The following is a 24,346-nucleotide window of genomic DNA, read 5'->3' as shown; positions in this document are numbered from 1 at the left end:
ACCGTAGAGAAGTCCAATTATTCCTTGCAGGACAGGCACTTTCGCTTATCTACACACCCCCACAGTCAACATTCCACGAAAAATCCGGGCTAGGGAGCCGCAGGTGTGCAGCTCCCGGATCAGTCAGACCGTTCGCCGCCGCAACAGATTGTCCGCCTGGTCGGCTCCGTTGGAGCTGGTTCCGCACGGTCGGTACGCCGTTGTTGCATCCGGCAACTCCTGATTGCTCTCACCAGGCAGAACGCGCGCGGGACGCGCGATTTTGGCTCAGCTCCGCGTCCATAGGCAGTCGCCGCTCAGTTCGATGAGAAACATCCTCGGCGGTATGTCGAACTGTAGCGGTTGGCCAGGCTTCCCTTCGACGATCGTCGGTGTGCTGAGTTCACCGGGGCTGACGACCACCTGCTGCTGGGCACGGCACGTCGTGCTCGAGTCCTGCGGTGTCCCAACCCATTTGCCCGCTGCCATGTCCGGATTGCGCATGCCCTGCCCGTGCAGTTTCAACGGAGCTGCCTGGCTCACCCAGCGGTCGGCGGGCGGCTGCGGACCGGTGACGTCCTGCCACGCGCCGCCCCGGCACACCGAAACGGTGTCCGTACCCGGCGACTGCGTCCTGGCGCCCTCGAGATCGGCGGTGCACTGACCGGTTTGCGGCGGCGGTCCGGGTGGCGGAGCGGGTTCTGCGCACGCGACCGGTGCGCTGATCAGTGCGATCAGCATGCCAGCGAGCACGATTCTCAACACGTCACACCTTGCTGAGGTCCGTCTTCATCAGCATAACGTTGTAGGAGTCCCACAACGACAGGTTCCAGTACAGGTCAGAGCCGGTCCCCAGGGTCGACGGCGACCACGGATGCATCATCGGCGCATAGATGCCGCCGGGTTGCTGCTTCATCAACACGGTCGCTTTCGACCACGTCCCCTGCGGAGTGTCCGACGTACGCATCACGATGTTGTTGAACTGATCCCCGTGCAGCACAACGAATTTGCCCAAGTGCTCGTTGTATTGCACAGACATCTCGCTTACCTGGTTGCCCGGATTGGCGACGCCGCACGCACCTTTGTCGACCCCGAAGACGGACGTGGCGGCTGCGGGATTCTTCTTGATCCAACCGGGCCGAGTCCCGCCCTTCCAGTACTCGTACTTGCTCAGGTCAAGGATGTCCTGCTCGGGGACGCGCGCAAGATACGCCGCACCCTGACGGCCGTTGGGTGTGCCGTACATGTAGACGAAACCGTCGCCCGGTCGGACGAACGCCGACTGCTGGAACTTCTGGTTGCCGGTCCAGGGTTGGTTGTAGCGCACGGTTTGCGGCGCGACGTGGAAGGTCTCGCCGTTGTCGTCGGACCATGCGATCGCCGAGTAGTTCGTCTTCCAGGAACCCGGTGCGCCCCACTGGGTGACCGACATGAAACTCACATATTGGATTGCGCCGAACCGAGAACCTTCTACCGGCACGGAGATGCCTGCAGTCGGGATCAGCGTGATACCGGCCGGCAGGCCTTCAGGGAAGATGACCTGCCTGGCGCGGTTGGGGTTACCGTCGGGTCCCAGAGGCGCGCCGCCGAACATGTCGCCCGTGTACCACTGCCCGTTAGGAATTTCCATTCCGTTGCTGAGATCGGTGTCCCCGCTACGGAAGATGGTGTTCGACCGCCAATCCACTGACATGTTGCCGTCGAAGAATGTGTCACCGACAGCGATCAGGACCTGGCTGCGCTCGATCTCCGGGGTATCCGGGTTGTCCACGATCCCGTTGTCCCACATGATGCCGAGATCCGTGCCGCCCACCCGGTAGCGGTTGACGGTGTTGGCCATCAGGTCGGAGTAACCGGTGACCGGATCGTTCGGATACACCCATGGACCCGTCACCCAGGACACGAATTGCGTCGAAGGGCTGACCTGCGGGTTGGGCCACGGCGAGTACAGCGGACCCGCCGGTGCCGCAGCCGCCAGCGCTGCGCTCGCGAGCGGTTCGGTCACGGTCGTCGTAGGCGTGTTGGACCGCCCGGACAGCGTCGCAAAGAGGTTCTCGAACTCGCGACGCGCGAACGCGAGCAGGCCCCAGATCAGCGGCGGTTGCGCCGGGGTCGAGGGCGCGGTTCCGGCGAGCGGGTTGAGTATCCAGCTGATCGTGTTGGAGACGACATTGGCCACCGCGGTGAAGAGGTTCTGAACAGCGGGCGCGGCCGGTTTCACCGTCGTTGGCTGGTAGGCGGCCGTCATCGGTGAAACAGTGGTCGCCGATGCCAGCGAGCGTGCGTCGGCAAAGAGGGCGTACTTGGCGCTTTCCTGGATATTGGCGGCTGGATCGGACAGTGACTGCACCACACGGGCAGAAATGGCGGAACCCTGCTGTTGCACCGAGGCCGCAGAGGTCCCGTCGGGTGGTGATTGCGAGGTGCGCGAGTGCGGGTCTGAGTCGCGCGCATCGGCCTTCGAGGTGTCCTTCGCGGACTCCGGCGCCGGCGGCGGGGCGGCAGTCGGTGATGGCTCTGGTGTCTTCGGTGCCGGTTCAGTCGCCGGTGTCACGGCGGGCTCGGGTACCGGCGTCGCGGTGGGCTCGGCCGTCGATGTCGCGGTGAGCTCGGCCGTCGGCGTCGTGGCCGGCTTTGTCGGTTCCACCGTCGGAGCCTTCTCCTCGGCAGTGACTTCCTTCTCCTCTTTCGCGGTGCTGCGCGAGGAACCGGTGTTGGTTTGGGCGCTGATGGTGACACCACCAGTGACGGTGCCCGTCCTGATCGAGGACGTCTCGTCAGAGTCCTTGCCCGTCGGATCGTCGGTTTCCGTCGACGCCGTCGTCGATGCGGACGCGGATGTCGACTTTGTGGTGCTGGTCGAGGATGGCGCACTGGCGGCCGGTGCCGTGACCCCGCCGCCCGCTTCCTTGCCGCCCGTCGTGGCCGCCGAAGACTGCTCGGAGTTGGCTGAAGGCTTGTCGGACTGAGAGTCGCTGCTGTCGGCCGTTGCGATGCCGTGGCCGGTAGCGACCGCGGTGCCGATCCCCAGAGCGACGGCCAGTCCCCCGACACGACCGACATACCGTGCTGCGCCCATGATTACCCTCCAACGAAACCCGCCCCCGTTGAAGCAATCTAGTAGCAGTTCTGGGGGTGTACAGCAAAATCCGGCGATGTCTCATCCGCAACAACTGTCAGTGCTGTCATCGCCGTGTACGGGTTTTGCGTTACGGTGCCCACGGCCGAGCTATCCGCTAGGAGGTGATCCCGGCCTTGCGCAGCGCTTCGTCGTAGAGATCCAGGGCCTCGCCGAGGCCGTCGTTGACCCAGGCGTCGACCATTCCGACGCTATCGGCCACCAGTTGGATCTGGGTCATCCACTGCTCAAACTGGGTGTCTCGACGAAGGGCGTCGAGCTGTTCTTGGGATCCTTGGATCAAGATGAACCCTCCGAGCTCCGTGCTCTGGGGACGGAGGATCGCGGTGTCGAAACGCTCGATCAACCCGTCCCGCTGGAGTTCGGCGAGGTAGCCGGTGAGGGACTGTCGGAGGAGTCCGAGCGCCTGCACTTCGCGTCCGCGCGCGGGGATTCCCCACGCGATCCAGAATCCTGCCTCGGCCATGGGCCCATCATGCCCGCGCAGGCCCAAGCGCAAGCGCCGACACGTCGAAGGAGTTGAGGTTGACGCGTCACCACTAGCGAATGATCGGCGCCGCTGTTGTCACCCTGCGCGAATGCCTGCTCCCCCGGCTGGACTCGAACCAGCAACCCTTCGGTTAACAGCCGAATGCTCTGCCAATTGAGCTACAGGGGACTGCTCTCCCGCCGGCACGCTGTGTGCGGGACGGGGGTTGACTCTAGCGTACGTGTCGGCGGCGTCGCCAATACGCCGCCACCGCTCGCGCTCTCAGGTACGTGAGGCAGGATGGAACGCAACGCACCGTTTCTGGAAGGGACCCTGTGATCGGGTATTTCGTCGTATTGGGTGTCGGCTATGTACTGGGCTCGAAGGCCGGCCGCCGCCGATATGAGCAGATCGCCGGCACCTACAAGGCGGTCACCGAGAGCCCCGCGGCAAAAGCAGTGCTCGACGCCGGACGACGCAAGATCGCCGACCGGGTGTCACCGGACCCACCGATGATCACGTTGACCGAGATCGACAACGGAACCGAGATCATCGGCCCCGAGACTGCGCAGGTGAGAAAGGTCCGTTAGCGGTACGGATCGGTGATCGTCTGGCCCGGGACCAACGGGCCCGTGTTGACGCCGGTCTGACCCTGATTCAGGCCGATATCGGGTGTGCCGACGTTGATGCCGTTGCCGTTGGAGACGCCGAGGCAGCGGCCGTCCTCCTTGTTCCCGAACCACGCCAGGCACTGGCTGAGCGGCGGGGCTGCATCGGATTCGGACAGCACGGAGGCGGCGAGCGGCGCCGCGACCGCGGTCACCGCGAACGCCCCCGCAGCAACGAAGCGTCGCGCCCGGTTGTTGGTCGATGTCACGTCCACGCCTTCCTGACCGTTCCCACGGTTTATAGCGCGCCCACCATATCGCGTTACCGGGGGCTACGCAGAGATGTCGTCTCCGCTGGCCTGCTCGAGAAGGCTGCGCCGATACGCCTCCATTGCGACCAGGTCCCCGAACAATGCGTGGTACTCGTCGCCCTGCTCGACCGGTGACATGCGCTGGAGTTTGGACTTGACCTCGGCGATCTGCCGCCCCACCCAGACTTCCTGCAACCGGGCCAGCACCCCGCCGATGTAGCGCGGCAACCGTTCGTCGTCGACGACGTTGATGGCTTCCACCCCGAGTTCGTTGACCAGGCTCGCCGCCGCGGGCGTCTCGGTGTGCGTGCGAATCGTCTCGATCCACTCCGCGCCGGACTGGCCGGTGGACGTGCCACCGGCGGCGTCGACGGCCGCGCGCACCGCGGCGTAACCCGGATGCGTGAAGCTCTCGACCGTCAGCGAATCGAACACCGGCCCCGCGAGCGCGGGATACTGCAAGGCGGCCTTGAGCGCCTCGCGCTGCGGCCACAGCGTCGGATCCGCGGGGTCGGGCCGCGAACCCGGGTCAGGAGTGCGTGACCTGCGTGGCTGCGCCTGCTCGCTTGCGGCGCGCCTGCGACCGGCGCGTTCGGGCATGCCCCGCTTCTGGGCTTCCTCGCGCACCCGCGTGAGCACCTGCCCCTCGTCGGCCCAGCCGACCCATCCCGACAGTCGGCGCGCGTACTCGTCGCGCAGCATCGGCTCCTTGATGCGGGCCACCATCGGCACGCACCTGCGCAACGCGGCGACCCGACCTTCGGCGCTGTCGAGGTCGTGTTCGGCCAGAGCGGTGCGAATCGCGAACTCGAACAACGGTGTTCGACGTGCCACCAGGTCGCGCAGCGCACCGTCGCCGAAATGAAGCCGGATGTCACAGGGATCCATTCCGGCCAACTTGTCTTCGGAGGCCACTGCGACGAACGACTGGCCCGCCAGGTTCTGTTCACCCTCGAATGCCTTGATCGCCGCGGCACGGCCCGCCGCGTCGCCGTCGAAGACGTAGATCAGCTCGCCGCGAAAGAAGTTGTCGTCCATCATGAGTCGACGCAACATCGACAAATGCTCGTCGCCGAACGCGGTTCCGCAGGACGCGACCGCGGTTGTCACCCCGGCCAGGTGCATCGCCATCACATCGGTGTATCCCTCGACCACCACGGCCTGATGCCCCTTGGCGATGTCGCGTTTGGCCAGGTCCAACCCGAACAGCACCGACGATTTCTTGTACAGAACGGTTTCGGGCGTGTTGACGTACTTGGCCTCCATCGGGTCGTCGTCGAAGATCCGGCGCGCGCCGAAACCGATCACCTCGCCGCCGCTGGCTCTGATCGGCCACAGCAGCCGACGGTGGAAGCGGTCCATCGGGCCGCGTTTGCCTTCCCGGGACAGGCCTGCCGACTCGAGCTCCTTGAACTCAAAACCCTTGCGCAGCAGGTGCTTTGTCAACGTGTCCCAGCCTGACGGCGCGAAGCCGCAGCCGAACCGGTTGGCCGCCTGGCCGTCGAAGTTGCGCTCGATCAAGTACTGCCGCGCCGGTGCGGCCTCGTCGGACTCCAGCGCCGCCGCATAGAACTCCTGTGCTGCCGCGTTGGCGGCCAGCAACCTGCTGCGGCTGCCGCGGTCGCGCTGCACGTTGGTGGTCGAGGCGCCGGTGTAGGTGATCGTGTAGCCGACGCGGTCGGCGAGCAGTTCGACCGATTCGACGAAGCTGACGTGCTCGATCTTCTGCACGAACGCGTAGACGTCGCCACCCTCACCGCAGCCGAAACAGTGGAAGTGGCCATGATTGGGCCGCACGTGAAACGACGGCGACTTCTCGTCATGGAACGGGCACAGCCCCTTCAGTGAGTCCGCGCCCGCGCGCCGCAACTGCACATAGTCCCCGACGACGTCCTCGATGCGGACTTGGTCGCGGATGGCCGCGATATCGCGATCAGGAATGCGGCCGGCCACCGGGCCAGTCTAGAGCGCCCCGCGCGGATGCCTAGGCGGGTTCCAACCGCTCGAGACGGCCCTCGGTGAAGGACGCGACCTGGTCGATGATCACCCGCAGGCGGGCGCCGTCGTCACCGGCGGCGTGGAAAGCCGGTACGAAGATCGGGTCGAGCGTTGCCGGTGCGCCGGCGGCGACCCACGCCACCACGCGGTGTACGCGTTCGCGCTGCCGGGCCTGCAATTCCAGATGCCGGGGATCCGACATGATGAATTGCAGCGCCAGGATCTTGAGCACGGCCACCTCGGCCCGCACCAGCTCCGGGACGCGCAGATCGGCCTGGTAGCGGACCAGGGGTCCCCGGCCGGATTCCTCGCGGGTCGCCGCGATGGCCGCGGACGCGAACCGGCCGACGAGCTCGCTGGTCAATTTCTTGAGCGCGACGGATGCGGCCAGCGTGCCGTCGTACTTACCCACAGCGGCCACGACCGGCAGGCTGGACAGCCGCGATGCGGCGGCCACCAGGTCGTCGGACCGCAGCCCGGCACCCATCCCGCTCGACTCCCCCAACCGGCCCAGTTCCGCCGCCGCGTCCGTGTCGGCCAGCACCCGCATGTCGATGCGACCGGAGACCACCCCGTCCTCGACGTCGTGCACCGAGTAGGCGACGTCGTCGGCCCAGTCCATGACCTGGGCCTCCAGGCAGGGCTTCTCCGCGGGCACATCGGCGCGCACCCAGTCGGCCGCCGGCAGGTCGTCCTCGTAGAAACCGAACTTGGCGGGTCGGCTTCCGCGTCGCCACGGATACTTGGTGACGGCGTCCAGCGCGGCCCGGGTGAGGTTCAGCCCAGCGCTACCGCCTTCTGCGTCAAGGGTTTTCGGCTCGAGGCGGGTCAGGATTCGGAAATTCTGTGCGTTGCCCTCGAAGCCGCCGCAGTCGGCGGCGATCTCGTTGAGGGCGCGCTCGCCGTTGTGGCCGTAGGGCGGGTGACCGATGTCGTGGGCCAGTCCGGCGAGGTCGACGAGGTCGGGGTCGCAGCCCAGGCCGATCGCCATACCGCGGCCGATCTGGGCGACCTCCAGCGAATGGGTCAGCCGGGTGCGCGGCGTTTCACCCTGGCGCGGCCCGACCACCTGCGTCTTGTCGGCCAACCGGCGAAGGGCCGCACAGTGCAGCACCCGCGCCCGGTCGCGCGCGAAATCGGTGCGGTGCTCGGCGTCGGTCCCGGGCAGCGCAGCACTCTTGGGCGATTCGACCACCCATCGCCGGCGGTCGAACTCGTCGTAGGGATCTGCGTTGCCTGTCACCGACGGATAGTCTGCCAGCACCAACCGGCCCCACCGTGTCGCGCACTAGATTGGCGGGCATGCGCCTCGTCCGCTTGCTGACCCTCGTGCTCGCCTTGCTCACCGCCGGCGCGCTCATCGCGCCGACGGCGGCTGCCGAGCCACCGTTTCGACTGCCGGGCTACGTCACCGACAACGCGGGCGTTCTCGACAGCGCCGGCCGGGCGGAGGTGACCTCGGCGGTCGACTCGCTCTACAACAGCCGCAGGACCCGGTTGTGGGTCGTCTACGTCGACTCGTTCTCCGGTCAGTCGGCCGAGACGTGGGCACGCAACACCATGCGCATCAGCGACTTGGGTTCCTATGACGCGCTGTTGGCGGTGGCCACGGTCGACCGTTCGTACGCCTTCCTGGTGCCCGACAGCGCAACGGAGTTGAGCTCGAGCCGGGTGGACAGCGTGCGGCGCAACGACGTCGAACCCGCGCTGCGCAGCGGCGACTGGGCCGGAGCGGCGGTCGCGGCCGCGGACGGGCTCGCCCGGTCGGGCAGCTCGGGTTCGAGTCTGAGCTGGGTCGGATTGCTCATCGCCCTGGGAGTGATCGCGTTCGCGGTGGTGGTGCTGATGATCTGGCGGCGTCGGCGCCGGCGCAAGCGCCGGGAGGCCGAATTCGCCGCTGCGCGCAGAGTCGACCCGAGTGACCCACAGGCCCTGGCGGCGGTGTCGCTGGACGCGCTCGACGACCTGTCGCGAGCGATGGTGGTCGAGGTCGACAATGCGGTGCGAACCAGCGACCACGAACTCGAGTTGGCGGTCGAGGAGTTCGGCACCGCACGGACCGAGCCGTTCACGCGGGCGGTCACCAACGCGAAAACCACGCTCGCTCAAGCATTCAACGTCCGGCAGATCCTCGATGACGCCATTCCCGAAACCCCGGCTCAGCGGCGCGACCTGCTGACCCGTGTGGTCGTCGCGGCGGCCAAGGCCGACCGGGAGCTGGACGCGCAGCGCGACGCGTTCACCGAGCTGCGGAACCTGGTGATCAACGCTCCGTCGAAACTGGACTCGATGACGCAGCGCGTCGTCGACATCACCGCCCGGCTCGAGCCGTCGCGTCAGAAACTCGCCGAACTGCACAGCGAATTCGATCCGACGGCGTTGAGTTCGGTGGCCGGAAACGTCGACGCGGCCAAGGAACTCCTCGACTTCGCCGATGAGAGCATCAGCCGCGGGCGCGACCTTGCCGCACGCCCGGTGCCGGGCCGCCAGAGTGAGCTCGTCGAATGTGTCCGTGCGGCGGAGTCGGCGCTGGCGCAGGCGCGCGGACTGCTCGACGCGGTGGACAGCGCCGCCAGTGACATCCGCCGCGCCGCTGCCACGTTGCCCGCCGCGATCGAGGACATCCAGAACGGCATCAAGCAGGCCGGCGCCCTGCTGCAGCAGGGAAACGTGCCGCAGGCCGCGCAGTTGGCCGAGGCGCGTGACGCGGCAGCGGCCGCCGTCGCCGCCGCGCAGCGCTCGAAAGCCGCTGACCCGCTGGGGACTTTCACCGAACTGACGAAGGCCGACGCGGATCTCGATCGGCTGCTGGCCGCCGTCGAGCAGGAGCGGGAGGCCGCCGAACGCCTCAGCCGGGCGCTGGACGAGGCGCTGTTCACGGCGCGGTCGCGGGTGCGGTCGGTGTCGGACTTCATCGACACCCGTCGCGGCATCGTCGGTCCCGAGGCCCGGACCCGGCTGGCCGAGGCCGTCCGTCAGATCGGCGCGGCCGAAGAGAGGCGGGCCACCGATCCGGCCGAGGCCATCAAGCACGCCAACGGCGCGGCGATGCTCGCCTCACAGGCGCAGAACCTGGCCAACGCCGACGTGCAGAACGCGCAGAGTTCGTACATGGGACCGTTCGGGGGTGGCCGCGGCGGTGGCGGCAACATGGGCGCGATCATCGGCGGCATTCTCATCGGCAACATCCTCAGCGGAGGAATGCGCGGCGGGTTCGGCGGCTTCGGCGGCGGCGGGTTCAGCCCCGGTTCGTTCGGCGGCTCCGGTGGCGGAGGCGGGATGTTCGGCGGCGGCGGCCGCTTCTAGGTCGCCCGGGGCGCGCGAGCGACCGCGACGTGTCACAGTTTCGCGGCGTGTTGCGGACGAACACGGGCGCTCGCGGCAGTGGGCCTAGCAGCCCTTGAGGCGGGCGGCGAGGTAGTCGCTGACGTTGTCGAGCGACACCCGGTCCTGCGTCATCGCGTCGCGCTCGCGGACGGTGACGGCGTGATCCTCGAGCGTGTCGAAGTCGACCGTCACGCAGAAGGGAGTGCCGATCTCGTCCTGGCGACGGTAGCGCCGCCCGATCGCGCCCGCGTCGTCGAACTCCACGTTCCAGCACTTGCGCAGTTCCGCGGCGAGGTCGCGCGCCTTCGGTGAGAGCGCCTCGTTGCGCGACAGCGGCAGCACCGCGGCCTTGACCGGCGCGAGTCGCGGATCCAGTCGCAACACGGTGCGCTTGTCGACGCCGCCCTTGGCGTTGGGCGCCTCGTCCTCGGCGTAGGCGTCGACCAGGAACGCCATGAACGACCGCGTCAGCCCGGCCGCCGGCTCGATCACATAGGGAACGTAGCGGGTGTCGTTGGCCTGGTCGTAGTAGGACAGGTCGGCACCGGAATGCTTGGAATGCGTGGACAAGTCGAAATCGGTGCGGTTCGCGACGCCCTCGAGCTCACCCCACGGGTTGCCCTGGAACCCGAACTTGTACTCGATGTCGACGGTGCGGTCGGAGTAGTGCGACAACTTCTCCTTCGGATGCTCGTAGAGCCGGAGGTTGTCGCGGTCGATGCCCAGTTCGACGTACCACTGCAGCCGCTCGTCGATCCAGTACTGGTGCCATTCGCGTGCGGTCGACGGCTCGACGAAGAACTCCATCTCCATCTGCTCGAACTCGCGGGTCCGGAAGATGAAGTTGCCCGGGGTGATCTCGTTGCGGAAACTCTTGCCGGTCTGCGCGATGCCGAACGGGGGCTTCTTTCGTTGTGTGGTCACCACATTGGTGAAGTTGACGAAGATGCCCTGCGCGGTCTCCGGCCGCAGATAGTGCAGGCCTTCCTCGGTCTCGATCGGACCGAGATAGGTCTTGAGCATCATGTTGAAGTCGCGCGGTTCGGTCCACTGGCCCTTGGTCCCGCAGTCCGGGCAGGCGATCTCGGTCATCGCGACGGATTCGGGATCCTCGATCTTCTTCTTCTCGACGTAGTTCTCCTGCAGGTGATCCTGTCGATGCCGCTTGTGGCAGTTCAGGCACTCGACGAGCGGATCGTTGAACACGTCGACGTGCCCGGACGCCACCCACACCTCGCGGGGCAGGATGATCGACGAGTCCAGGCCCACGACGTCGTCGCGGCTGGTCACCACCGACCGCCACCACTGACGCTTGATGTTCTCTTTGAGTTCGACGCCGAGCGGGCCGTAGTCCCACGCCGACTTGGTGCCGCCGTAGATCTCCCCCGCCTGGTAGACCAAACCGCGCCGCTTGGCCAGGTTCGCAACGGTGTCGATGATCGAGGAAGAGTGAGCCACGACTGCATAGCCTAGCGACACCCTCACCGCCGCCGAGCGACCGCATTTGGACGGCGACACGCCGTGATTTCGCGCACAGACACGGTCGCTCGCGCCAACGGAAGAGGCCTCAGTCCGGCGTTGACATGCATGGAAGCGCATGTATTGTTGGCCGTAATGAAAATCGTTTCCACTTTGGCTGACGGGCGCGTCGCCACCGGGGACGCCCACGACCACGGCGGCGCACCGTATCCCGAGCTACCGCCGCGCGATGTGCTCGACACCTCCGGCGACCTGCTGCGCGCGTTGGCCGCCCCAGTCCGGATCGCCATCGTGCTGCAGTTGCGGGAGTCGGCGCGCTGCGTGCACGAGCTCGTCGACGCGCTGGCCGTGCCGCAGCCGTTGGTCAGCCAGCACCTGCGCATCCTGAAGGCCGCGGGCGTCGTTGCCGGTGAACGGTCTGGGCGCGAGGTGATGTACCGCCTCGTCGATCATCACCTCGCCGACATCGTCGTCGCGGCGGTGACGCACGCGGCCGAGGGCGACGAGTGAACACATGCCGATGAGCACGGGAGTGCGCGCGACCCGACAACGCGCGGCCATCACGGCCCTGCTGGAGAACGTCGAGGAGTTCCGTTCGGCCCAGGAACTGCACGACGAGCTCCGCCGGCGCGGCGAAGGCATCGGGCTGACGACCGTGTACCGCACCCTGCAGCAGATGGCGGCCGCAGGCGTCGTCGACACGTTGCGCACCGACACCGGCGAGTCGGTGTACCGCCGCTGTTCGGAAGACCACCATCACCACCTGGTCTGCCGCGCGTGCGGTTCGACGGTGGAGATCCAGGGCGGCGACGTCGAGACCTGGACGGCCGACATCGCCCGACAGCACGGTTTTTCCGATGTCAGCCACACGATCGAGATCTTCGGCGTCTGCGGCCAGTGCGCGACGACGAACGGTTCAGCCGACTAACGCGCGGCGCACCTCGGCACCGGTGGCGAGCACCATCAGGATCAGCGTGCGCAACGCGTCGTCGGTGAGCCCGGCGGCGGGAAAGTTATAGCGCAGCAACACATCCGCGGCCTTCTTCGAGTTCCGCTTGGCTCCGGCCGCAACCTCTTTCGGTGCGCTCTTGGAGGCCAGCGACACCGTACCCAGCAGCGTGTTGTGGGCGTGCTCGGCGACCGCGGCGCGCAGCTTGGCGTCCAGCGGCAGATCCCAGGCCAGAATCTGGGTGAGCGACACCAGCTCCAGACCCTCAGCGACCGGAACCGTGCGCAGGGAGGCGAAGGTCTCGTCGTGGTGGACGGTGATCGCCCCGTCGTCCTCGCGCGTCACGGGCAGCACGCCTTCGAGGATCTCGCCCAGCCGCTCCTGCAGTGCCATCAGACTCTCCCGCTCAGGTACATCATTCGGCTCTGCCGAAGCGCCGGTTGCGGTTGACGTACTCCTCGCAGGCGGCCCACAGATCACGCCGGTCGTAATCCGGCCACAACTTGTCCTGGAAGACGAACTCCGCGTAGGCGGCCTGCCAGAGCAGGAAGTTGCTGGCGCGCTGCTCCCCCGAGGTCCGGATGAACAGGTCGACGTCGGGGATGTCGGAGCGGTGCAGGTGCTTGGCGAACGTCGCCTCGCTGATGCGGTCCGGCTTGATCTTGCCGTCGGCGGCCAACCGCGCGAGCTCACGGGTCGCCTCGACGATCTCGGTGCGGCCGCCGTAGTTGACGCAGTAGTTGATCGTGATGACGTCGTTGCCGACGGTCATCTGCTCGGCGATGTCGAACTCCTTGATCACGCTGCGCCACATGCGCGGCCGCGAGCCGACCCAGCGCATCCGCACGCCCATGTCGTTGAGGTTCTCGCGGCGGCGGCGCACCACCTCCCGGTTGAAGCCCATCAGGAAGCGCACCTCTTCGGTGCTGCGTTTCCAGTTCTCGGTGGAGAACGCGTACACCGTCAGGTGTTTGATGCCGATTTCGATTGCGCCACAGGTGATGTCGATGAGGACGGCCTCGCCCATCTTGTGCCCCTCGGTGCGGTGCAGGCCACGCTGGGTGGCCCAGCGCCCGTTGCCGTCCATGACGACAGCGACGTGGCTGGGCACCTGGTCGGCCGGGATCCTCGGCGCGGCCTCCTTCGACGTGTGCTGGGGCGGGCGCGCGAACCGGCCGTTGGTGCCCGCAGGGATGTCGGGGAAGACCACGGGCCAGGTCGACTTGTCCGGGAACGTGGGATAGTCGTCAGGCGCCGGGGGCAGCTGTGGGTAGGTCGGCGGAGCCTTCTTCCTCCGCCCATCCCGTTCGCTTGCCATGTGGCACATCCTGCCCGACCACCGACGCATGCTGGTCGCCGACACTCTTATCCACCCGGTACACCCGTTCCACCAGCGGCAACGTCCGCAATTGGCGCTCAAGATGCCACTGCAGATGCGCGGCCACCAGCCCGCTGGCCTGGCTGCGGTGCGACGCCGTCGACGTCTCGGCGTACTCCCAGTCCCCGTCGTGCAGCGCGGCCATCAGGTCCAGCACAGCCTGAGGCGGCGTCACCGACCCGGAGGGCCGGCAGTGCACGCACACGCTGCCCCCGGCCGCCACGTGGAACGCCCGGTGGGGACCCGGCGCAGCGCAGCGGGCACACTCGGTCAACGCCGGGGCCCAGCCCGCGATCCCCATGGCGCGCAACAGGTACGCATCCAACACCAGCTCACGGGACCGGCCGCCGTCGGCCACCGCCCGCAACGCGGCCACCGTCAACCGGTGCAGCGCGGGCATCGGGGCGCGTTCCTCACCGGCCAGGCGTTCGGCGGTCTCCAACACCGCGCAGGCACAGGTGTAGCGGCCGTAGTCGCTGACGATGTCGGAGGCGAACGCGTCGATGGCCTGGACCTGGGTGACGATGTCGAGGTTGCGGCCCGGATGCAGCTGAACGTCGATGTGCGCGAACGGCTCCAGCCTGGCGCCGAACTTGCTGCGGGTGCGCCGCACCCCCTTGGCCACCGCCCGCACCAACCCGTGATCGCGGGTGAGAAGTGTCACGATGCGGTCGGCCTCGCCGAGCTTGTGCTGGCGCAGCACCACCGCCCGGTCCCGATACAGCCGCATCGGTTCAGTCTCCCACTGCGGTCCGTCAGATTCCGATCCGCACCGCCGATAAGCTTCTACTCGATGGTCAAAAATGCGCGATTCCCCACCCTCACTCAACAGCTCTTCCAGCTGGCGAGCGGCTCCGTCACGTCGGTGGAACTGGTTGCGCGCTCGCTCGACGCCATCGCGGCCAGCCAGCCGACGCTCAATGCGTTCCGCGTGGTGTTCACCGAGCAGGCGCTGGCCGACGCAGCCCGTGCGGACCGCAAACGCGCCGCGGGCCACGATCTTTCGAAGTATCCGCTCTGCGGCATCCCCATCGCGGTCAAGGACGACGTCGACGTCGCGGGCCACCCGACCAGGTTCGGCGCCGACGGCGACGTCCGCCCCGCCACTCGGGACGCCGAGGTGGTGCGGCGGTTGAAGGCCGCGGGCGCGGTCATCGTCGGCAAGACCAACACCTGCGAACTGGGTCAGTGGCCGTTCACCAGCGGGCCCGCGTTCGGCCATACCCGCAACCCGTGGTCGCGTGACCACACGCCCGGCGGTTCCTCCGGTGGCAGCGCCGCGGCGGTGGCGGCCGGGCTGGTGACCGCCGCGATCGGTTCCGACGGGGCGGGCAGCGTGCGCATCCCCGCCGCGTGGACACATCTGGTCGGCATCAAACCGCAGCGCGGCCGCATCTCGACATGGCCGCTGCCCGAGGCGTTCAACGGGATCACGGTCAACGGGGTGCTGGCGCGCACCGTCGCCGATGCGGCGCTGGTGCTCGACGCCGCGTCCGGCAACGTCGCGGGCGATCGCCATCAACCGCCGCCGGTCAAGGTTTCGGAATACGTGGCTCAGGCGCCCGGTCCCCTGCGGATCGCGATGTCGACGAAGTTTCCGTTCACGGGGTTCCGGGCCAAACTGCACCCGGAGATCCAGGCAGCGATGTCCGTCGTCGCCGCTCAGCTCGAGGACCTCGGGCACAGCCTGTTCGCCGCCGATCCCGACTACAGCCTCGAGATGTCGTGGAACTTTCTGTCCCGCTCCACGTCCGGGCTGCTGGACTGGGCGGACCGGCTCGGTCACGGCGTCACACTGGACAAACGGACCAAAGCCAACCTGCGCACCGGCCGGCTGCTGTCGGAGCACGTGCTGCGCAAGGCCCGCGCCCGCGAGGCTCGCGCGCACCGTCGCATCGGATACATCTTCAACATCGCCGATGTGGTGCTGGCGCCGACGACCGCGCAGCCACCGCCGAAGGTGCACGAGTTCGACGAGCTCGGCGGGCTGGCCACCGACCGCACGATGATCAAGGCGTGCCCGGTGACCTGGCCGTGGAACCTGCTGGGCTGGCCGTCGATCAACGTGCCGGCCGGGTTCACCTCCGAGGGTCTGCCGATCGGCGTTCAGCTGATGGGCCCGGCCAACAGCGAGCCGTTGTTGATCTCGCTGGCCGCGGAGCTCGAAGCGATCAACGGCTGGACGGTGCGCCAGCCCGAGCCGTGGTGGTTTCCCGCACCCGCGCCCGACCCCGAGCCCGCCGCGGCCTCCGACGAGCCGGTAGCGGCCTGCGATCGGCGCGAACCCGACGACGTCTCCGAGGAGGTCGCGTAAAGTCTGCGGGCATGAGAGCGCTGGGTTACGCGTGCGCATTTCCGGTTCTGGGGCTGGTGGGCGGCTTGGTGACTGGAGTCCCGACCGCGGCCGCTGACAACAAGCGGTTCAACGACGGTGTGGTGGCCAATGTCTACACCGTGCAGCGGCAGGCCGGCTGCGACACCGACATCAAGATCAACCCGAAGCTGCGCCTGGCCGCCGAATGGCACACCAACGACGTGCTCAACAACCGCGCGCTGGGCGGCGACATCGGGTCGGACGGGAGCACGGTGGCCGACCGGGCGCGCAATGCCGGCTACGCGGGCGCGGTCACCGAGACGGTGGCCATCAACCCCGCGCTGGCGATGAGCGGCATCGAGTTGATCAACCAGTGGTACCACCGGCCCGACTACAAGGCGATCATGGCCGACTGTTCGAACGTCGACATCGGCGTGTGGTCGGCGAATGCGCTCGACCGCACGGTGGTGGTGGCGGTCTACGGCAAGGGCGACGCCGCCCCACCGGCGCACGGCCCGGGACGGCCGTTCGGGGAGCCCGGCTCGGGCGCCCAGAGCTGAGCTAGAAGCCCAGCCGGCCCAGCTGTTTCGGATCGCGTTGCCAGTTCTTGGCGATCTTGACCCTCAGGTCGAGGTAGACCTTGGTGCCCAGCAGCTTTTCGATCTGCTGGCGCGCGGCGGTGCCGACCTCGCGCAACCTGGCCCCGCCCTTGCCGATGACGATGCCCTTCTGGCTTTCGCGTTCGACGAACAGGATGGCGTGCACGTCTATCAGTTCACCCTGCTCCGGTGTGCGGCCCTCCCGCGGAGAGACCTCCTCGATGACGACGGCCAGCGAGTGCGGCAGTTCGTCGCGCACACCTTCGAGTGCGGCCTCGCGGATCAGCTCGGCCATCAGGGTCTCCTCGGGCTCGTCGGTGAGCTCCCCGTCGGGGTAGAACGCCGGCCCCGGCGGCAGTTCGGAGGCCAGCACGTCGACGAGCACATCGAGGTTGTCGGCCGCGGTCGCCGACACCGGAACGATCTCGGTGTCGGGGCCGACCAGTTCGCTCACGGCGACCAATTGCGCCGCGACGCGGTCCTTGGACACCTTGTCGATCTTGGTGACGATCGCGACCAGCGTGGTCTTGGGGGCGACCGCGCGGATCTGGTCGTGGATCCAGCGGTCGCCGGGGCCGATCTTCTCGTCGGCGGGGATGCACCATCCGATGACGTCGACCTCGGAGTAGGTGTCCTTGACCAGGTCGTTGAGCCGCTGGCCGAGCAGCGTGCGCGGACGGTGCAGCCCCGGGGTGTCGACGAGCACGATCTGGAAGTTCTCCCGGTGCACGATTCCGCGGATGGTGTGCCGGGTGGTCTGCGGGCGGTTCGACGTGATCGCGACCTTGGTGCCGACCAGCGCGTTGGTCAACGTCGACTTACCGGTGTTGGGCCGGCCGACGAAACAGACGAAGCCCGAACGGAATTCGTCGCTCACGGGTTTGACACCGGACGCCCGGATCGATCGGCGACGATCACCACCGCATCCGCCGACAGCTCGCGCACCGCCGCCACCCCCGCGTCGTCAAAGGATCCGCCGAGCACCACCGCGGCCTCCAGACCGGTCGCACCGCTGGACACCGCTGCGGCCACGGCGGCCTGTAAGGCGGTCAGTTCCAACGCCGTCAGCGCGACCGGAGCAGCCGCGTAGGTGCGCCCGTCGCGGTCACGCACGGCGGCGCCGCTGCCCGCCTCGGCCCTCGCCATCGCCCCGCGCGCCAGCGTCACGAGCTTGGCATCCTCACTGTCGAGGTCAGTCATCGTGCCTCACCGCTCTTCGCCCAAGCGCTCATTGTTGTCCTCGTCGTCTCCTTGGGCAGGCTCGGTGCGGCTGACCAGCACCGTGCCGATGCGCACCCGCCCACGGTGGTCCGGTCCCCCTTCAGCCTGCAGTCGCAGCCCGTCCCACGTCACCTCCGCGCCCGGGAGCGGGACGCGACCGAGTTCCAGCGCGACGAGACCGCCGACGGTGTCCACGTCGAGATCGTCGTCGAACTCGATGTCGTAGAGCTCGCCGAGGTCCTCGATCGGCAGCCGCGCCGAGACGCGATACCGGTTGTCCCCCAGGTCTTCTACGGGAACCACTTCGCCGGCGTCGTACTCGTCGACGATCTCGCCGACGATCTCCTCGAGCACATCCTCGATGGTGACCAGGCCGGCGATCGCACCGTACTCGTCGACCAGCAGCACCATGTGAACGCGGTCGCGTTGCATCTCGCGCAGCAGCTCGTCGAGCGGTTTGGAATCGGGTACGAACACCGGGCGCCGCATGACATCGGAAACCTTGGTGCCGCGACCGCCGTCGGTCGAGTAGTACGTCCGCTGCACGAGGTCCTTGAGGTAGACGACACCGACGATGTCGTCGACGTTCTCCCCGATCACCGGGATACGGGAGTGGCCGCTGCGCACGGCCAGCGAGGTCGCCTGCCCCGCCGTCTTGTCGCTTTCGATCCACACCATCTCGGTGCGCGGCACCATCACCTCGCGTGCCGGAGTGTCACCGAGTTCGAACACCGACTGGATCATTCGCCGCTCGTCGTCGGCCACGACCCCGCGCTGCTGCGCCAGATCGACCACCTCGCGCAGTTCGATCTCGGAGGCGAACGGGCCGTTGCGGAATCCGCGACCCGGCGTCAGCGCGTTACCGATCAGCACCAGCAGCCGGCTGATCGGTGTCAGCAACACCGAAAGCGCTTGCAGCGGAAGGGCGGCGAGCAGGGCGATCGTGTAGGCGTGTTGTCTGCCGATTGTGCGGGGGCCGACGCCGATCACGACGAAGCTCACCACCACCATGATCGCGGCGGCGACGAACAACCCCCATGTGACGCCGAGATGGCCGTCGAGGTAGGCGGCCAACAGCACCGTCGGCCCGACCTCGCAGGCGATGCGCAGCAGCACGATCAGGTTGATGTAGCGAGGGCGCTCGGCCATCACCCTGGCCAACCGCACCGCTCCCGGTCGTTCCTCGCGAACGAGTTCCTCGACCCGCGCCATCGACACCGTGCTCAGCGCCGCGTCGATCGCCGCGAAAAGCCCGCCGAAGAAGACCAGGACGATCGCGAAGATCAGCTGTCCGGCGCCGGTCACAGCTCGTCGAAGTATCGGGAGTTGTCGAGAAGCCGGCGTTCCTTCTCGGACTGGCGGTCCTGGTGGTAGGCCTCGACCTGGTCGGCGACCCACTCCTCGAGCAGTTGACGCTGCAGGGTGAACATCTCTTTTTCCTCGGCGGGCTCGGCGTGGTCGTAACCCAGCAGGTGTAACACCCCGTGCACGGTGAGCAGCGCCAGCTCCTGGCCCAGCGAATGCCCGGCGGCGGCGGCCTGGTCGGCGGCGAACTGGGGGCACAGCGCGATGTCGCCCAACATGGCCGGACCGGGTTCGGGCGCGTCGGGCCTCCCACCGGGCTCCAGCTCGTCCATGGGGAAGCTCATGACGTCGGTGGGACCGGGCAGGTCCATCCACCGCATGTGCAGATCGGCCATCGCCGCGGTGTCGAGCAGCACCATCGACAATTCGGCGGCGGGGTTGACCTTCATCTTGCGGATGACGAAGCGGGCGACGCTGATCAGTTCCTCTTCGGAGACGTCGATGCCCGACTCGTTGGACACCTCGATGCTCATATCGACCGCTACCGTCGGGACCGGGAGCCGGAGGCGCGGCGCTGTGCCCGGTTCAGCTGCGTGGGTTCGTCGTGTCGCGCGTACGCGTCGACGATCTCCGACACCAGCCGGTGCCGCACGACGTCGGCGCTGGTGAGCTCGGCGAAGTGGATGTCGTCGATGCCGTCGAGGATCCGCATCGCCGCGTGCAGGCCCGAAGCGGCCCCGCCGGGCAGGTCGACCTGCGTGATATCGCCTGTCACAACGATTTTGGAGTTGAAGCCGAGCCGGGTCAAAAACATCTTCATCTGCTCGGCGGTAGTGTTCTGCGCCTCGTCGAGGATGATGAACGCATCGTTCAAAGTGCGGCCACGCATGTACGCCAGCGGCGCGACCTCGATCACGCCCGCGCTCATCAGCTTCGGGATCAGCTCCGGGTCCATCATGTCGTGCAGTGCGTCGTAGAGCGGGCGCAGGTACGGGTCGATCTTCTCGCTCAGCGTGCCGGGCAGGAAGCCGAGCCGCTCACCGGCCTCCACGGCCGGCCGCGTGAGGATGATGCGCGACACCTGCTTGGACTGTAAGGCGTTGACGGCCTTGGCCATCGCCAGATACGTCTTGCCGGTGCCCGCCGGCCCGATGCCGAACACGATGGTGTGCGCATCGATGGCGTCGACGTAGCGCTTCTGGTTCAGCGTCTTGGGCCGGATGGTCTTGCCGCGCCGCGACAGGATGTCGAGGGTGAGCACCTCGGCGGGCGACTCGTTGCCGGTTCCGGTGAGCATCCCGACGCTGTGCCGCACGACGTCGGGGTTCAGGACCTGCCCGTTGCTCACGATCGCGATCAGCTCGGAGATCACCCGCTCGGCCAGCGCGACGTCGGCGGGTTCGCCGGACAGGGTCAGCGCGTTGCCGCGCACATGGATGTCGGCCGCCAGGACGCGTTCGAGCGCGCGCAGATTCTCGTCGGCGGAACCCAGTAGGCCCACGACGAGGTCGGGCGGAATGTTGATGCTGCTGCGTACCGACTCAGAAGACTGATCAGAGTCAGCGGTCGTCTCGCGGGGCGTCAAGAGGGTTCAGTGCCTGCTTTCTGGTTCTGACCTGGCCGTTGCAGATGTCTGTTCACAGTTTACCGCTGGTCAGCGACACCACCCAATGCTCAAGGCGGCGGTGTATCACGACCACCGGCCGGTCAGCACGCCCAACGCCCCCAGCGCGACGGCCGCGGCCGTCGAGGTCCGCAGCACTGTGGGCCCCAGTCGCACCGCCGTCGCACCCGCGTCGCGCAGCGCGGCCACCTCGTCGTCGGCGATGCCGCCTTCGGGTCCCACCACCAGGACCACCGAATCCGTCGCGGCCACCGCCACATCAGCGAGCCGCTGCGTCGCCGATTCGTGCAGCGCAAGCACGACGGCGTCCCGGCCGCCGAGCCCGTCGACCAACTGGGCCGTCGAGACGGGGCCGCTGACCTCGGGGATGCGGGCCCGCCGTGACTGCCGGGCCGCCGAGCGGGCCACCGCGCTCCACCGCCGCAGCCCCTTTTCGGCCTTGGCCGCCGAGTCCCACCGCGCCACGCAGCGCGCGGCCTGCCAGGCCACGAACGCGTCGGCGCCAGCCTCGGTCGCCATCTCGATCGCCAGTTCCGAGCGATCCGACTTGGGCAGCGCCTGCACGACGGTCACGGTCGGCGACGGGGGCGGTACGAAGCGCCGGTCCAGCACCCGCGCGGTCAATCTGCCCTTTGTGACCTCGCTGACCTCGCAGTGCGCCAACTCTCCGGCGCCGTCGCTGAGTTGCAACCGCTCGCCGGGGCGGATGCGGCGCACATTGGCGGCGTGAAAGCCCTCGTCGCCCTCGACGACCGCGAGCTCACCGACCGCAGGCAGCGAGTCGACGTAGAACAGGCCCTGCGTCACGGCGGGTAGGCCCGTGACTGCACTGATGGTTGCGGCTCGCGGTTCGGCACAGCCCGCAGCGCAATCTCGCGCATAGGCTTCGGCATACCACTGCCCCGTCAGCGGCCGCTGAAGGTCTCACGCAGCCGGCTGAACAGCCCACCCCCGCTCGTGGCCGTCGGCTGCGCCGATCGCACCTCGGCGACGTCGCGGGCCCGCTTCGCCTTGAGCTTGCGCAGCAGTTCGGCGTCCTCGTTGTCCAGCCGCGACGGCACCACCACATCGATGTGCGCATGCAGGTCGCCGCGCACTCCGGAGCGCAGGTGCGGCATGCCGTGACCGCGCAGCGTGACGACGGCGCCGGGCTGTGTGCCGGACGGGATCGCGATCTCGGTCGGTCCGTCGAGGATCGCGTCGACGGTGACGCTGGTGCCCAGCGCCGCATCGACCATCGGCACCGAGACCGTGCAGTGCAGATCGTCGCCGTCGCGCAGGAACGTGGCGTGCGGCTGCTCGTGCACCTCCACGTACAGGTCGCCCGCCGGTCCCCCGCCCGGTCCGACCTCGCCTTGGGCCGCCAACCGCACCCGCATGCCGTCGCCGACGCCTGCCGGGATCTTCACGCTGATCTCCCGGCGGGCGCGCACGCGGCCGTCGCCGCCGCAGCGGTGGCACGGATCGGGGATGACCTCGCCGACGCCGCCGCACACCGGGCACGGCCGCGACGTCATGACCTGGCCCAGCAGCGAGCGCTGCACCGTCTGGATCTCGCCGCGACCGCCGCAGGTATCGCAGGCCACCGGGCTGGAGTTGCCGTGTGTGCCTTTGCCGTGGCACAGGTCGCACAGCACCGCGGTGTCGACGGTGACCTGCTTGGTCACGCCGGTCGCGCACTCCGACAGGTCCAGGCGCATCCGCAGCAGCGAATCCGACCCCGGCCGCACCCGGCCAATCGGCCCGCGGGTGGCGCCGCCGCCGCCGAAGAACGCCTCGAACACGTCGCCCAGGCCCCCGAAGCCACCGGAGAACCCGGCTCCGTTCGACGCCGATTCCAGCGGGTCACCGCCGAGATCGACGATGCGGCGCTTCTCCGGATCGCTGAGCACCTCGTAGGCGGCGCTGATGTCCTTGAACCGGGCCTGGGCCTCTTCGTCCGGGTTGACGTCGGGATGCAGTTCGCGCGCCAACCTGCGATAGGCGCGCTTGATCTCTGCATCCGATGCGCCCTTGCTCACGCCGAGCAGCCCGTAATAGTCGCGTGCCACGCTGACTTGCCTGACCTTCCGCCTGTGCCGGTGTCTACCGGCTGCCTAAGACTTCCCCGATATAGAGAGCAACCGCAGCGACATTAGCGATAGTTCCCGGATAGTCCATTCGGGTGGGGCCCAACACACCCATACCGCCGTACACCTTGCCCGAACTGCCGTACGCGGTGGTCACCACGGAGGTGCCCGCCATCTCCTCGGCCTGCGTTTCGTGGCCGATGCGCACCGTCACCTTGCCGGCCTCCTGCTGCGCCGCCAGCAGCCGCAGCACCACCACCTGCTCCTCGAGCGCCTCGAGCACCGACCGCAGGGAGCCGCCGAAGTCGGCGGTGTTGCGGGTGAGGTTGGCGGTGCCGCCCAGCAGCAGGCGCTCCTCGCGGTGCTCGACGAGCGTCTCGACCAGCACGGTGGCCGAGCGGCCGACCGCGTCGGCGAGCCCGCCGTGCCCGTCGAGGTGTGAGGCCAGGTCCGCGACGGCGACCGATGCCGCCGCGAGTGGTTTGCCCTCGAGCGCCTGGCCGAGCAGGTCGCGCAGCTTGGTGACGTCGTGCTCGTCGAGCGTGTCGCCCAACTCGACCATGCGCTGGTCGACCCGGCCGGTGTCGGTGATCACCACCAGCAGCAGCTTGGCCGGGGTGAGCGCGACCACCTCGAGATGACGGACCGTGGAGGTCGACAGCGTCGGGTACTGCACGATCGCGACCTGGCGTGTCAGCTGCGCAAGCAGCCGCACGGCGCGGCGCAACACGTCGTCCAGGTCGACACCGGATTCGAGGAACGACAGGATCGCGCGGCGTTCCGACGACGACAGGGGTTTGATGTCGTCGATCCGGTCGACGAACTCGCGATACCCCTTCTCGGTGGGCACCCGCCCGGAGCTGGTGTGGGGCTGGGTGATGTAGCCCTCGGCCTCCAGCACCGCCATGTCGTTGCGCACGGTCGCACTGGAGACACCCAGGTTGTGCCGCTCGACGAGCGTCTTCGACCCGATCGGCTCCTGGGTGGCCACGAAGTCGGCGACGATCGCACGCAGCACCTCGAACCTGCGGTCGTCGGCGCTACCCATGTCTGCTCACCTACCCCTCGAATCGCGTTGTCACCCATTTTAGGGGCACCAACAGCGCCGATAGCGCGCGAGCGGTCCTTCGACACGGGCGACGTGCTCAACTGCGGTGCACTAACCTTGCTTGTTGTTGTCATCGTGAAATCACAGTCCGGGGAGGACTCGGGGGACGACTCGAAGGACGCTGGCCCGATGATCTTCAAGGGAGTCAGGGAGGGTAGGCCCTACCCCGACCACGGGTTGTCACATCGCCAATGGGCGCAGATCCCGCCGCGCCAGATCCGGCTCGACGAGTTGGTCACCACCACCACGGTGCTCGCGCTCGACCGACTGCTCTCCGAGGATTCGACGTTCTACGGCGACCTGTTCCCGCACGCGGTGCGCTGGAAGGGCATCATCTACCTCGAAGACGGGCTGCACCGCGCGGTGCGGGCCGCGCTGCGCAACCGCACGGTGCTGCACGCGCGGGTGTTCGACATGGACGTGCCCTCCTCAGCTCACGGATGGGCGCAGGCATAACCGGTTCAGCGCC

25 protein-coding genes and 1 tRNA gene are annotated in these 24,346 nt (G+C 67.9%); 7 read left to right on the top strand and 19 right to left on the bottom strand.

The window, feature by feature from the left end; all coding sequences use genetic code 11:
* Positions 1 to 267: 267 nt before the first annotated feature.
* From RMCN_RS21470 to RMCN_RS21455, 4 genes are all read right to left on the bottom strand, one after another.
* Positions 268 to 744 carry a hypothetical protein gene (locus RMCN_RS21470; protein WP_067393468.1) on the bottom strand — a complete coding sequence of 159 codons (477 nt, stop codon included), beginning with the start codon at positions 742 to 744 and terminating at the stop codon, positions 268 to 270.
* A 1-nt stretch (position 745) separates the two neighbouring features.
* Positions 746 to 3,058, bottom strand: coding sequence for a DUF4185 domain-containing protein (locus tag RMCN_RS21465; RefSeq protein ID WP_067393465.1), 2,313 nt, complete (start codon positions 3,056 to 3,058; stop codon positions 746 to 748).
* Positions 3,059 to 3,215: 157 nt separating this feature from the next.
* The gene (locus RMCN_RS21460) at positions 3,216 to 3,584 is read right to left on the bottom strand and encodes a hypothetical protein (RefSeq protein WP_067393462.1); all 369 of its coding nucleotides are present in this window, start codon (positions 3,582 to 3,584) and stop codon (positions 3,216 to 3,218) included.
* A gap of 119 nt (positions 3,585 to 3,703) precedes the next feature.
* Positions 3,704 to 3,776 (bottom strand) — tRNA-Asn (locus RMCN_RS21455).
* A gap of 146 nt (positions 3,777 to 3,922) precedes the next feature.
* Here RMCN_RS21455 and RMCN_RS21450 point away from each other — a divergent pair.
* Positions 3,923 to 4,177 carry a hypothetical protein gene (locus RMCN_RS21450; protein ID WP_064347626.1) on the top strand — a complete coding sequence of 85 codons (255 nt, stop codon included), beginning with the start codon at positions 3,923 to 3,925 and terminating at the stop codon, positions 4,175 to 4,177.
* On the opposite strand, the gene RMCN_RS21445 is transcribed toward RMCN_RS21450, so the two are convergent.
* The 3 genes from RMCN_RS21445 to RMCN_RS21435 form a co-directional block, all read right to left on the bottom strand.
* The gene (locus RMCN_RS21445; RefSeq protein WP_308206432.1) at positions 4,174 to 4,464 is read right to left on the bottom strand and encodes a DUF7155 family protein; all 291 of its coding nucleotides are present in this window, start codon (positions 4,462 to 4,464) and stop codon (positions 4,174 to 4,176) included. The two genes, RMCN_RS21450 and RMCN_RS21445, sit on opposite strands and share 4 nt — an antisense overlap.
* Positions 4,465 to 4,527: 63 nt before the next feature.
* Positions 4,528 to 6,459, bottom strand: coding sequence for a DNA primase (dnaG, locus tag RMCN_RS21440; RefSeq protein ID WP_067393449.1), 1,932 nt, complete (start codon positions 6,457 to 6,459; stop codon positions 4,528 to 4,530).
* 31 nt (positions 6,460 to 6,490) lie between these two features.
* Positions 6,491 to 7,747, bottom strand: a complete 1,257-nt coding sequence (locus RMCN_RS21435) for a deoxyguanosinetriphosphate triphosphohydrolase (RefSeq protein WP_067393482.1) — start codon at positions 7,745 to 7,747, stop codon at positions 6,491 to 6,493.
* 59 nt (positions 7,748 to 7,806) lie between these two features.
* On the opposite strand from RMCN_RS21435, the gene RMCN_RS21430 reads away from it, so the two are divergent.
* A complete protein-coding gene (locus RMCN_RS21430) occupies positions 7,807 to 9,810 on the top strand; it encodes a TPM domain-containing protein (RefSeq protein WP_067393446.1) in 2,004 nt (667 codons plus the stop codon).
* Positions 9,811 to 9,894: 84 nt separating this feature from the next.
* Here the strand turns inward: RMCN_RS21430 and RMCN_RS21425 are convergent, their stop codons facing one another.
* Entirely contained in the window at positions 9,895 to 11,289 is a 1,395-nt protein-coding gene (locus RMCN_RS21425; RefSeq protein WP_067393444.1) for a glycine--tRNA ligase, read from the bottom strand.
* Between the two features lie 156 nt (positions 11,290 to 11,445).
* Here RMCN_RS21425 and RMCN_RS21420 point away from each other — a divergent pair, with 156 nt between their 5' ends.
* Both RMCN_RS21420 and RMCN_RS21415 read left to right on the top strand, forming a co-directional pair.
* Positions 11,446 to 11,820: an ArsR/SmtB family transcription factor gene (locus RMCN_RS21420; RefSeq protein ID WP_067393441.1), complete on the top strand. Its 375-nt coding sequence runs from the start codon at positions 11,446 to 11,448 to the stop codon at positions 11,818 to 11,820.
* Positions 11,821 to 11,830: 10 nt separating this feature from the next.
* Positions 11,831 to 12,238 (top strand): Fur family transcriptional regulator, encoded by a 408-nt coding sequence (locus tag RMCN_RS21415; RefSeq protein ID WP_067393480.1) that lies wholly within the window; start codon positions 11,831 to 11,833, stop codon positions 12,236 to 12,238.
* Here RMCN_RS21415 and RMCN_RS21410 read toward each other — a convergent pair.
* The 3 genes from RMCN_RS21410 to recO are packed head-to-tail and all read right to left on the bottom strand — an operon-like array spanning position 12,227 to position 14,367.
* Entirely contained in the window at positions 12,227 to 12,652 is a 426-nt protein-coding gene (locus RMCN_RS21410; protein WP_067393438.1) for a hypothetical protein, read from the bottom strand. The genes RMCN_RS21415 and RMCN_RS21410 overlap by 12 nt on opposite strands.
* Before the next feature lie 22 nt (positions 12,653 to 12,674).
* Positions 12,675 to 13,577 carry a decaprenyl diphosphate synthase gene (locus RMCN_RS21405; RefSeq protein WP_067393435.1) on the bottom strand — a complete coding sequence of 301 codons (903 nt, stop codon included), beginning with the start codon at positions 13,575 to 13,577 and terminating at the stop codon, positions 12,675 to 12,677.
* A complete protein-coding gene (gene recO, locus RMCN_RS21400) occupies positions 13,507 to 14,367 on the bottom strand; it encodes a DNA repair protein RecO (protein WP_067393432.1) in 861 nt (286 codons plus the stop codon). The genes RMCN_RS21405 and recO overlap by 71 nt, the downstream gene beginning before the upstream one ends.
* Before the next feature lie 63 nt (positions 14,368 to 14,430).
* On the opposite strand from recO, the gene RMCN_RS21395 reads away from it, so the two are divergent.
* Positions 14,431 to 15,951 carry an amidase gene (locus tag RMCN_RS21395; protein ID WP_067393429.1) on the top strand — a complete coding sequence of 507 codons (1,521 nt, stop codon included), beginning with the start codon at positions 14,431 to 14,433 and terminating at the stop codon, positions 15,949 to 15,951.
* 11 nt (positions 15,952 to 15,962) lie between these two features.
* A complete protein-coding gene (locus RMCN_RS21390) occupies positions 15,963 to 16,511 on the top strand; it encodes a CAP domain-containing protein (protein ID WP_064415630.1) in 549 nt (182 codons plus the stop codon).
* A 1-nt stretch (position 16,512) separates the two neighbouring features.
* Here the strand turns inward: RMCN_RS21390 and era are convergent, their stop codons facing one another.
* From era to hrcA, 8 genes are all read right to left on the bottom strand, one after another.
* Positions 16,513 to 17,427: a GTPase Era gene (gene era / locus RMCN_RS21385; RefSeq protein ID WP_067393427.1), complete on the bottom strand. Its 915-nt coding sequence runs from the start codon at positions 17,425 to 17,427 to the stop codon at positions 16,513 to 16,515.
* On the bottom strand, positions 17,424 to 17,750 hold the full coding sequence (locus RMCN_RS21380; RefSeq protein ID WP_067393424.1) for a cytidine deaminase-like protein: 327 nt from the start codon (positions 17,748 to 17,750) through the stop codon (positions 17,424 to 17,426). Before RMCN_RS21380 ends, era begins: the two co-directional genes overlap by 4 nt.
* A gap of 6 nt (positions 17,751 to 17,756) precedes the next feature.
* Positions 17,757 to 19,076 (bottom strand): hemolysin family protein, encoded by a 1,320-nt coding sequence (locus tag RMCN_RS21375; protein WP_064415631.1) that lies wholly within the window; start codon positions 19,074 to 19,076, stop codon positions 17,757 to 17,759.
* The gene (gene ybeY, locus RMCN_RS21370) at positions 19,073 to 19,609 is read right to left on the bottom strand and encodes an rRNA maturation RNase YbeY (RefSeq protein ID WP_064347598.1); all 537 of its coding nucleotides are present in this window, start codon (positions 19,607 to 19,609) and stop codon (positions 19,073 to 19,075) included. The genes RMCN_RS21375 and ybeY overlap by 4 nt, the downstream gene beginning before the upstream one ends.
* 8 nt (positions 19,610 to 19,617) lie before the next feature.
* Positions 19,618 to 20,661, bottom strand: a complete 1,044-nt coding sequence (locus RMCN_RS21365) for a PhoH family protein (RefSeq protein ID WP_064415632.1) — start codon at positions 20,659 to 20,661, stop codon at positions 19,618 to 19,620.
* A gap of 105 nt (positions 20,662 to 20,766) precedes the next feature.
* Positions 20,767 to 21,507, bottom strand: a complete 741-nt coding sequence (locus RMCN_RS21360; RefSeq protein WP_067393421.1) for a 16S rRNA (uracil(1498)-N(3))-methyltransferase — start codon at positions 21,505 to 21,507, stop codon at positions 20,767 to 20,769.
* A gap of 98 nt (positions 21,508 to 21,605) precedes the next feature.
* A complete protein-coding gene (gene dnaJ / locus RMCN_RS21355; protein ID WP_067393418.1) occupies positions 21,606 to 22,751 on the bottom strand; it encodes a molecular chaperone DnaJ in 1,146 nt (381 codons plus the stop codon).
* A 34-nt stretch (positions 22,752 to 22,785) separates the two neighbouring features.
* The gene (gene hrcA / locus RMCN_RS21350) at positions 22,786 to 23,817 is read right to left on the bottom strand and encodes a heat-inducible transcriptional repressor HrcA (RefSeq protein ID WP_064415635.1); all 1,032 of its coding nucleotides are present in this window, start codon (positions 23,815 to 23,817) and stop codon (positions 22,786 to 22,788) included.
* Positions 23,818 to 24,006: 189 nt separating this feature from the next.
* Between hrcA and RMCN_RS21345 the strand changes: the two genes are divergently transcribed.
* Positions 24,007 to 24,333: a type II toxin-antitoxin system VapB family antitoxin gene (locus RMCN_RS21345; protein ID WP_067393416.1), complete on the top strand. Its 327-nt coding sequence runs from the start codon at positions 24,007 to 24,009 to the stop codon at positions 24,331 to 24,333.
* Positions 24,334 to 24,346 lie beyond the last annotated feature (13 nt).

It is taken from the genome of Mycolicibacterium novocastrense (genome assembly GCF_001570485.1).
Taxonomy (GTDB): domain Bacteria; phylum Actinomycetota; class Actinomycetes; order Mycobacteriales; family Mycobacteriaceae; genus Mycobacterium; species Mycobacterium novocastrense.
Note: the sequence above shows the minus strand (reverse complement) of the source record. Positions and strands in the feature narration are given on the sequence as shown.

Excerpts from the sequence above, each read along its gene's own strand:
- RMCN_RS21465 (WP_067393465.1), bottom strand. The coding sequence starts at position 3,058 with ATGGGCGCAGCACGGTATGTCGGTCGTGTCGGGGGACTGGCCGTCGCT.
- RMCN_RS21460 (WP_067393462.1), bottom strand. The coding sequence starts at position 3,584 with ATGGCCGAGGCAGGATTCTGGATCGCGTGGGGAATCCCCGCGCGCGGA.
- RMCN_RS21430 (WP_067393446.1), top strand. The coding sequence starts at position 7,807 with ATGCGCCTCGTCCGCTTGCTGACCCTCGTGCTCGCCTTGCTCACCGCC.
- RMCN_RS21420 (WP_067393441.1), top strand. The coding sequence starts at position 11,446 with ATGAAAATCGTTTCCACTTTGGCTGACGGGCGCGTCGCCACCGGGGAC.
- RMCN_RS21415 (WP_067393480.1), top strand. The coding sequence starts at position 11,831 with ATGAGCACGGGAGTGCGCGCGACCCGACAACGCGCGGCCATCACGGCC.
- RMCN_RS21410 (WP_067393438.1), bottom strand. The coding sequence starts at position 12,652 with ATGGCACTGCAGGAGCGGCTGGGCGAGATCCTCGAAGGCGTGCTGCCC.
- RMCN_RS21405 (WP_067393435.1), bottom strand. The coding sequence starts at position 13,577 with ATGGCAAGCGAACGGGATGGGCGGAGGAAGAAGGCTCCGCCGACCTAC.
- recO (WP_067393432.1), bottom strand. The coding sequence starts at position 14,367 with ATGCGGCTGTATCGGGACCGGGCGGTGGTGCTGCGCCAGCACAAGCTC.
- RMCN_RS21395 (WP_067393429.1), top strand. The coding sequence starts at position 14,431 with ATGGTCAAAAATGCGCGATTCCCCACCCTCACTCAACAGCTCTTCCAG.
- RMCN_RS21390 (WP_064415630.1), top strand. The coding sequence starts at position 15,963 with ATGAGAGCGCTGGGTTACGCGTGCGCATTTCCGGTTCTGGGGCTGGTG.
- RMCN_RS21380 (WP_067393424.1), bottom strand. The coding sequence starts at position 17,750 with ATGACTGACCTCGACAGTGAGGATGCCAAGCTCGTGACGCTGGCGCGC.
- ybeY (WP_064347598.1), bottom strand. The coding sequence starts at position 19,609 with ATGAGCATCGAGGTGTCCAACGAGTCGGGCATCGACGTCTCCGAAGAG.
- hrcA (WP_064415635.1), bottom strand. The coding sequence starts at position 23,817 with ATGGGTAGCGCCGACGACCGCAGGTTCGAGGTGCTGCGTGCGATCGTC.
- RMCN_RS21345 (WP_067393416.1), top strand. The coding sequence starts at position 24,007 with ATGATCTTCAAGGGAGTCAGGGAGGGTAGGCCCTACCCCGACCACGGG.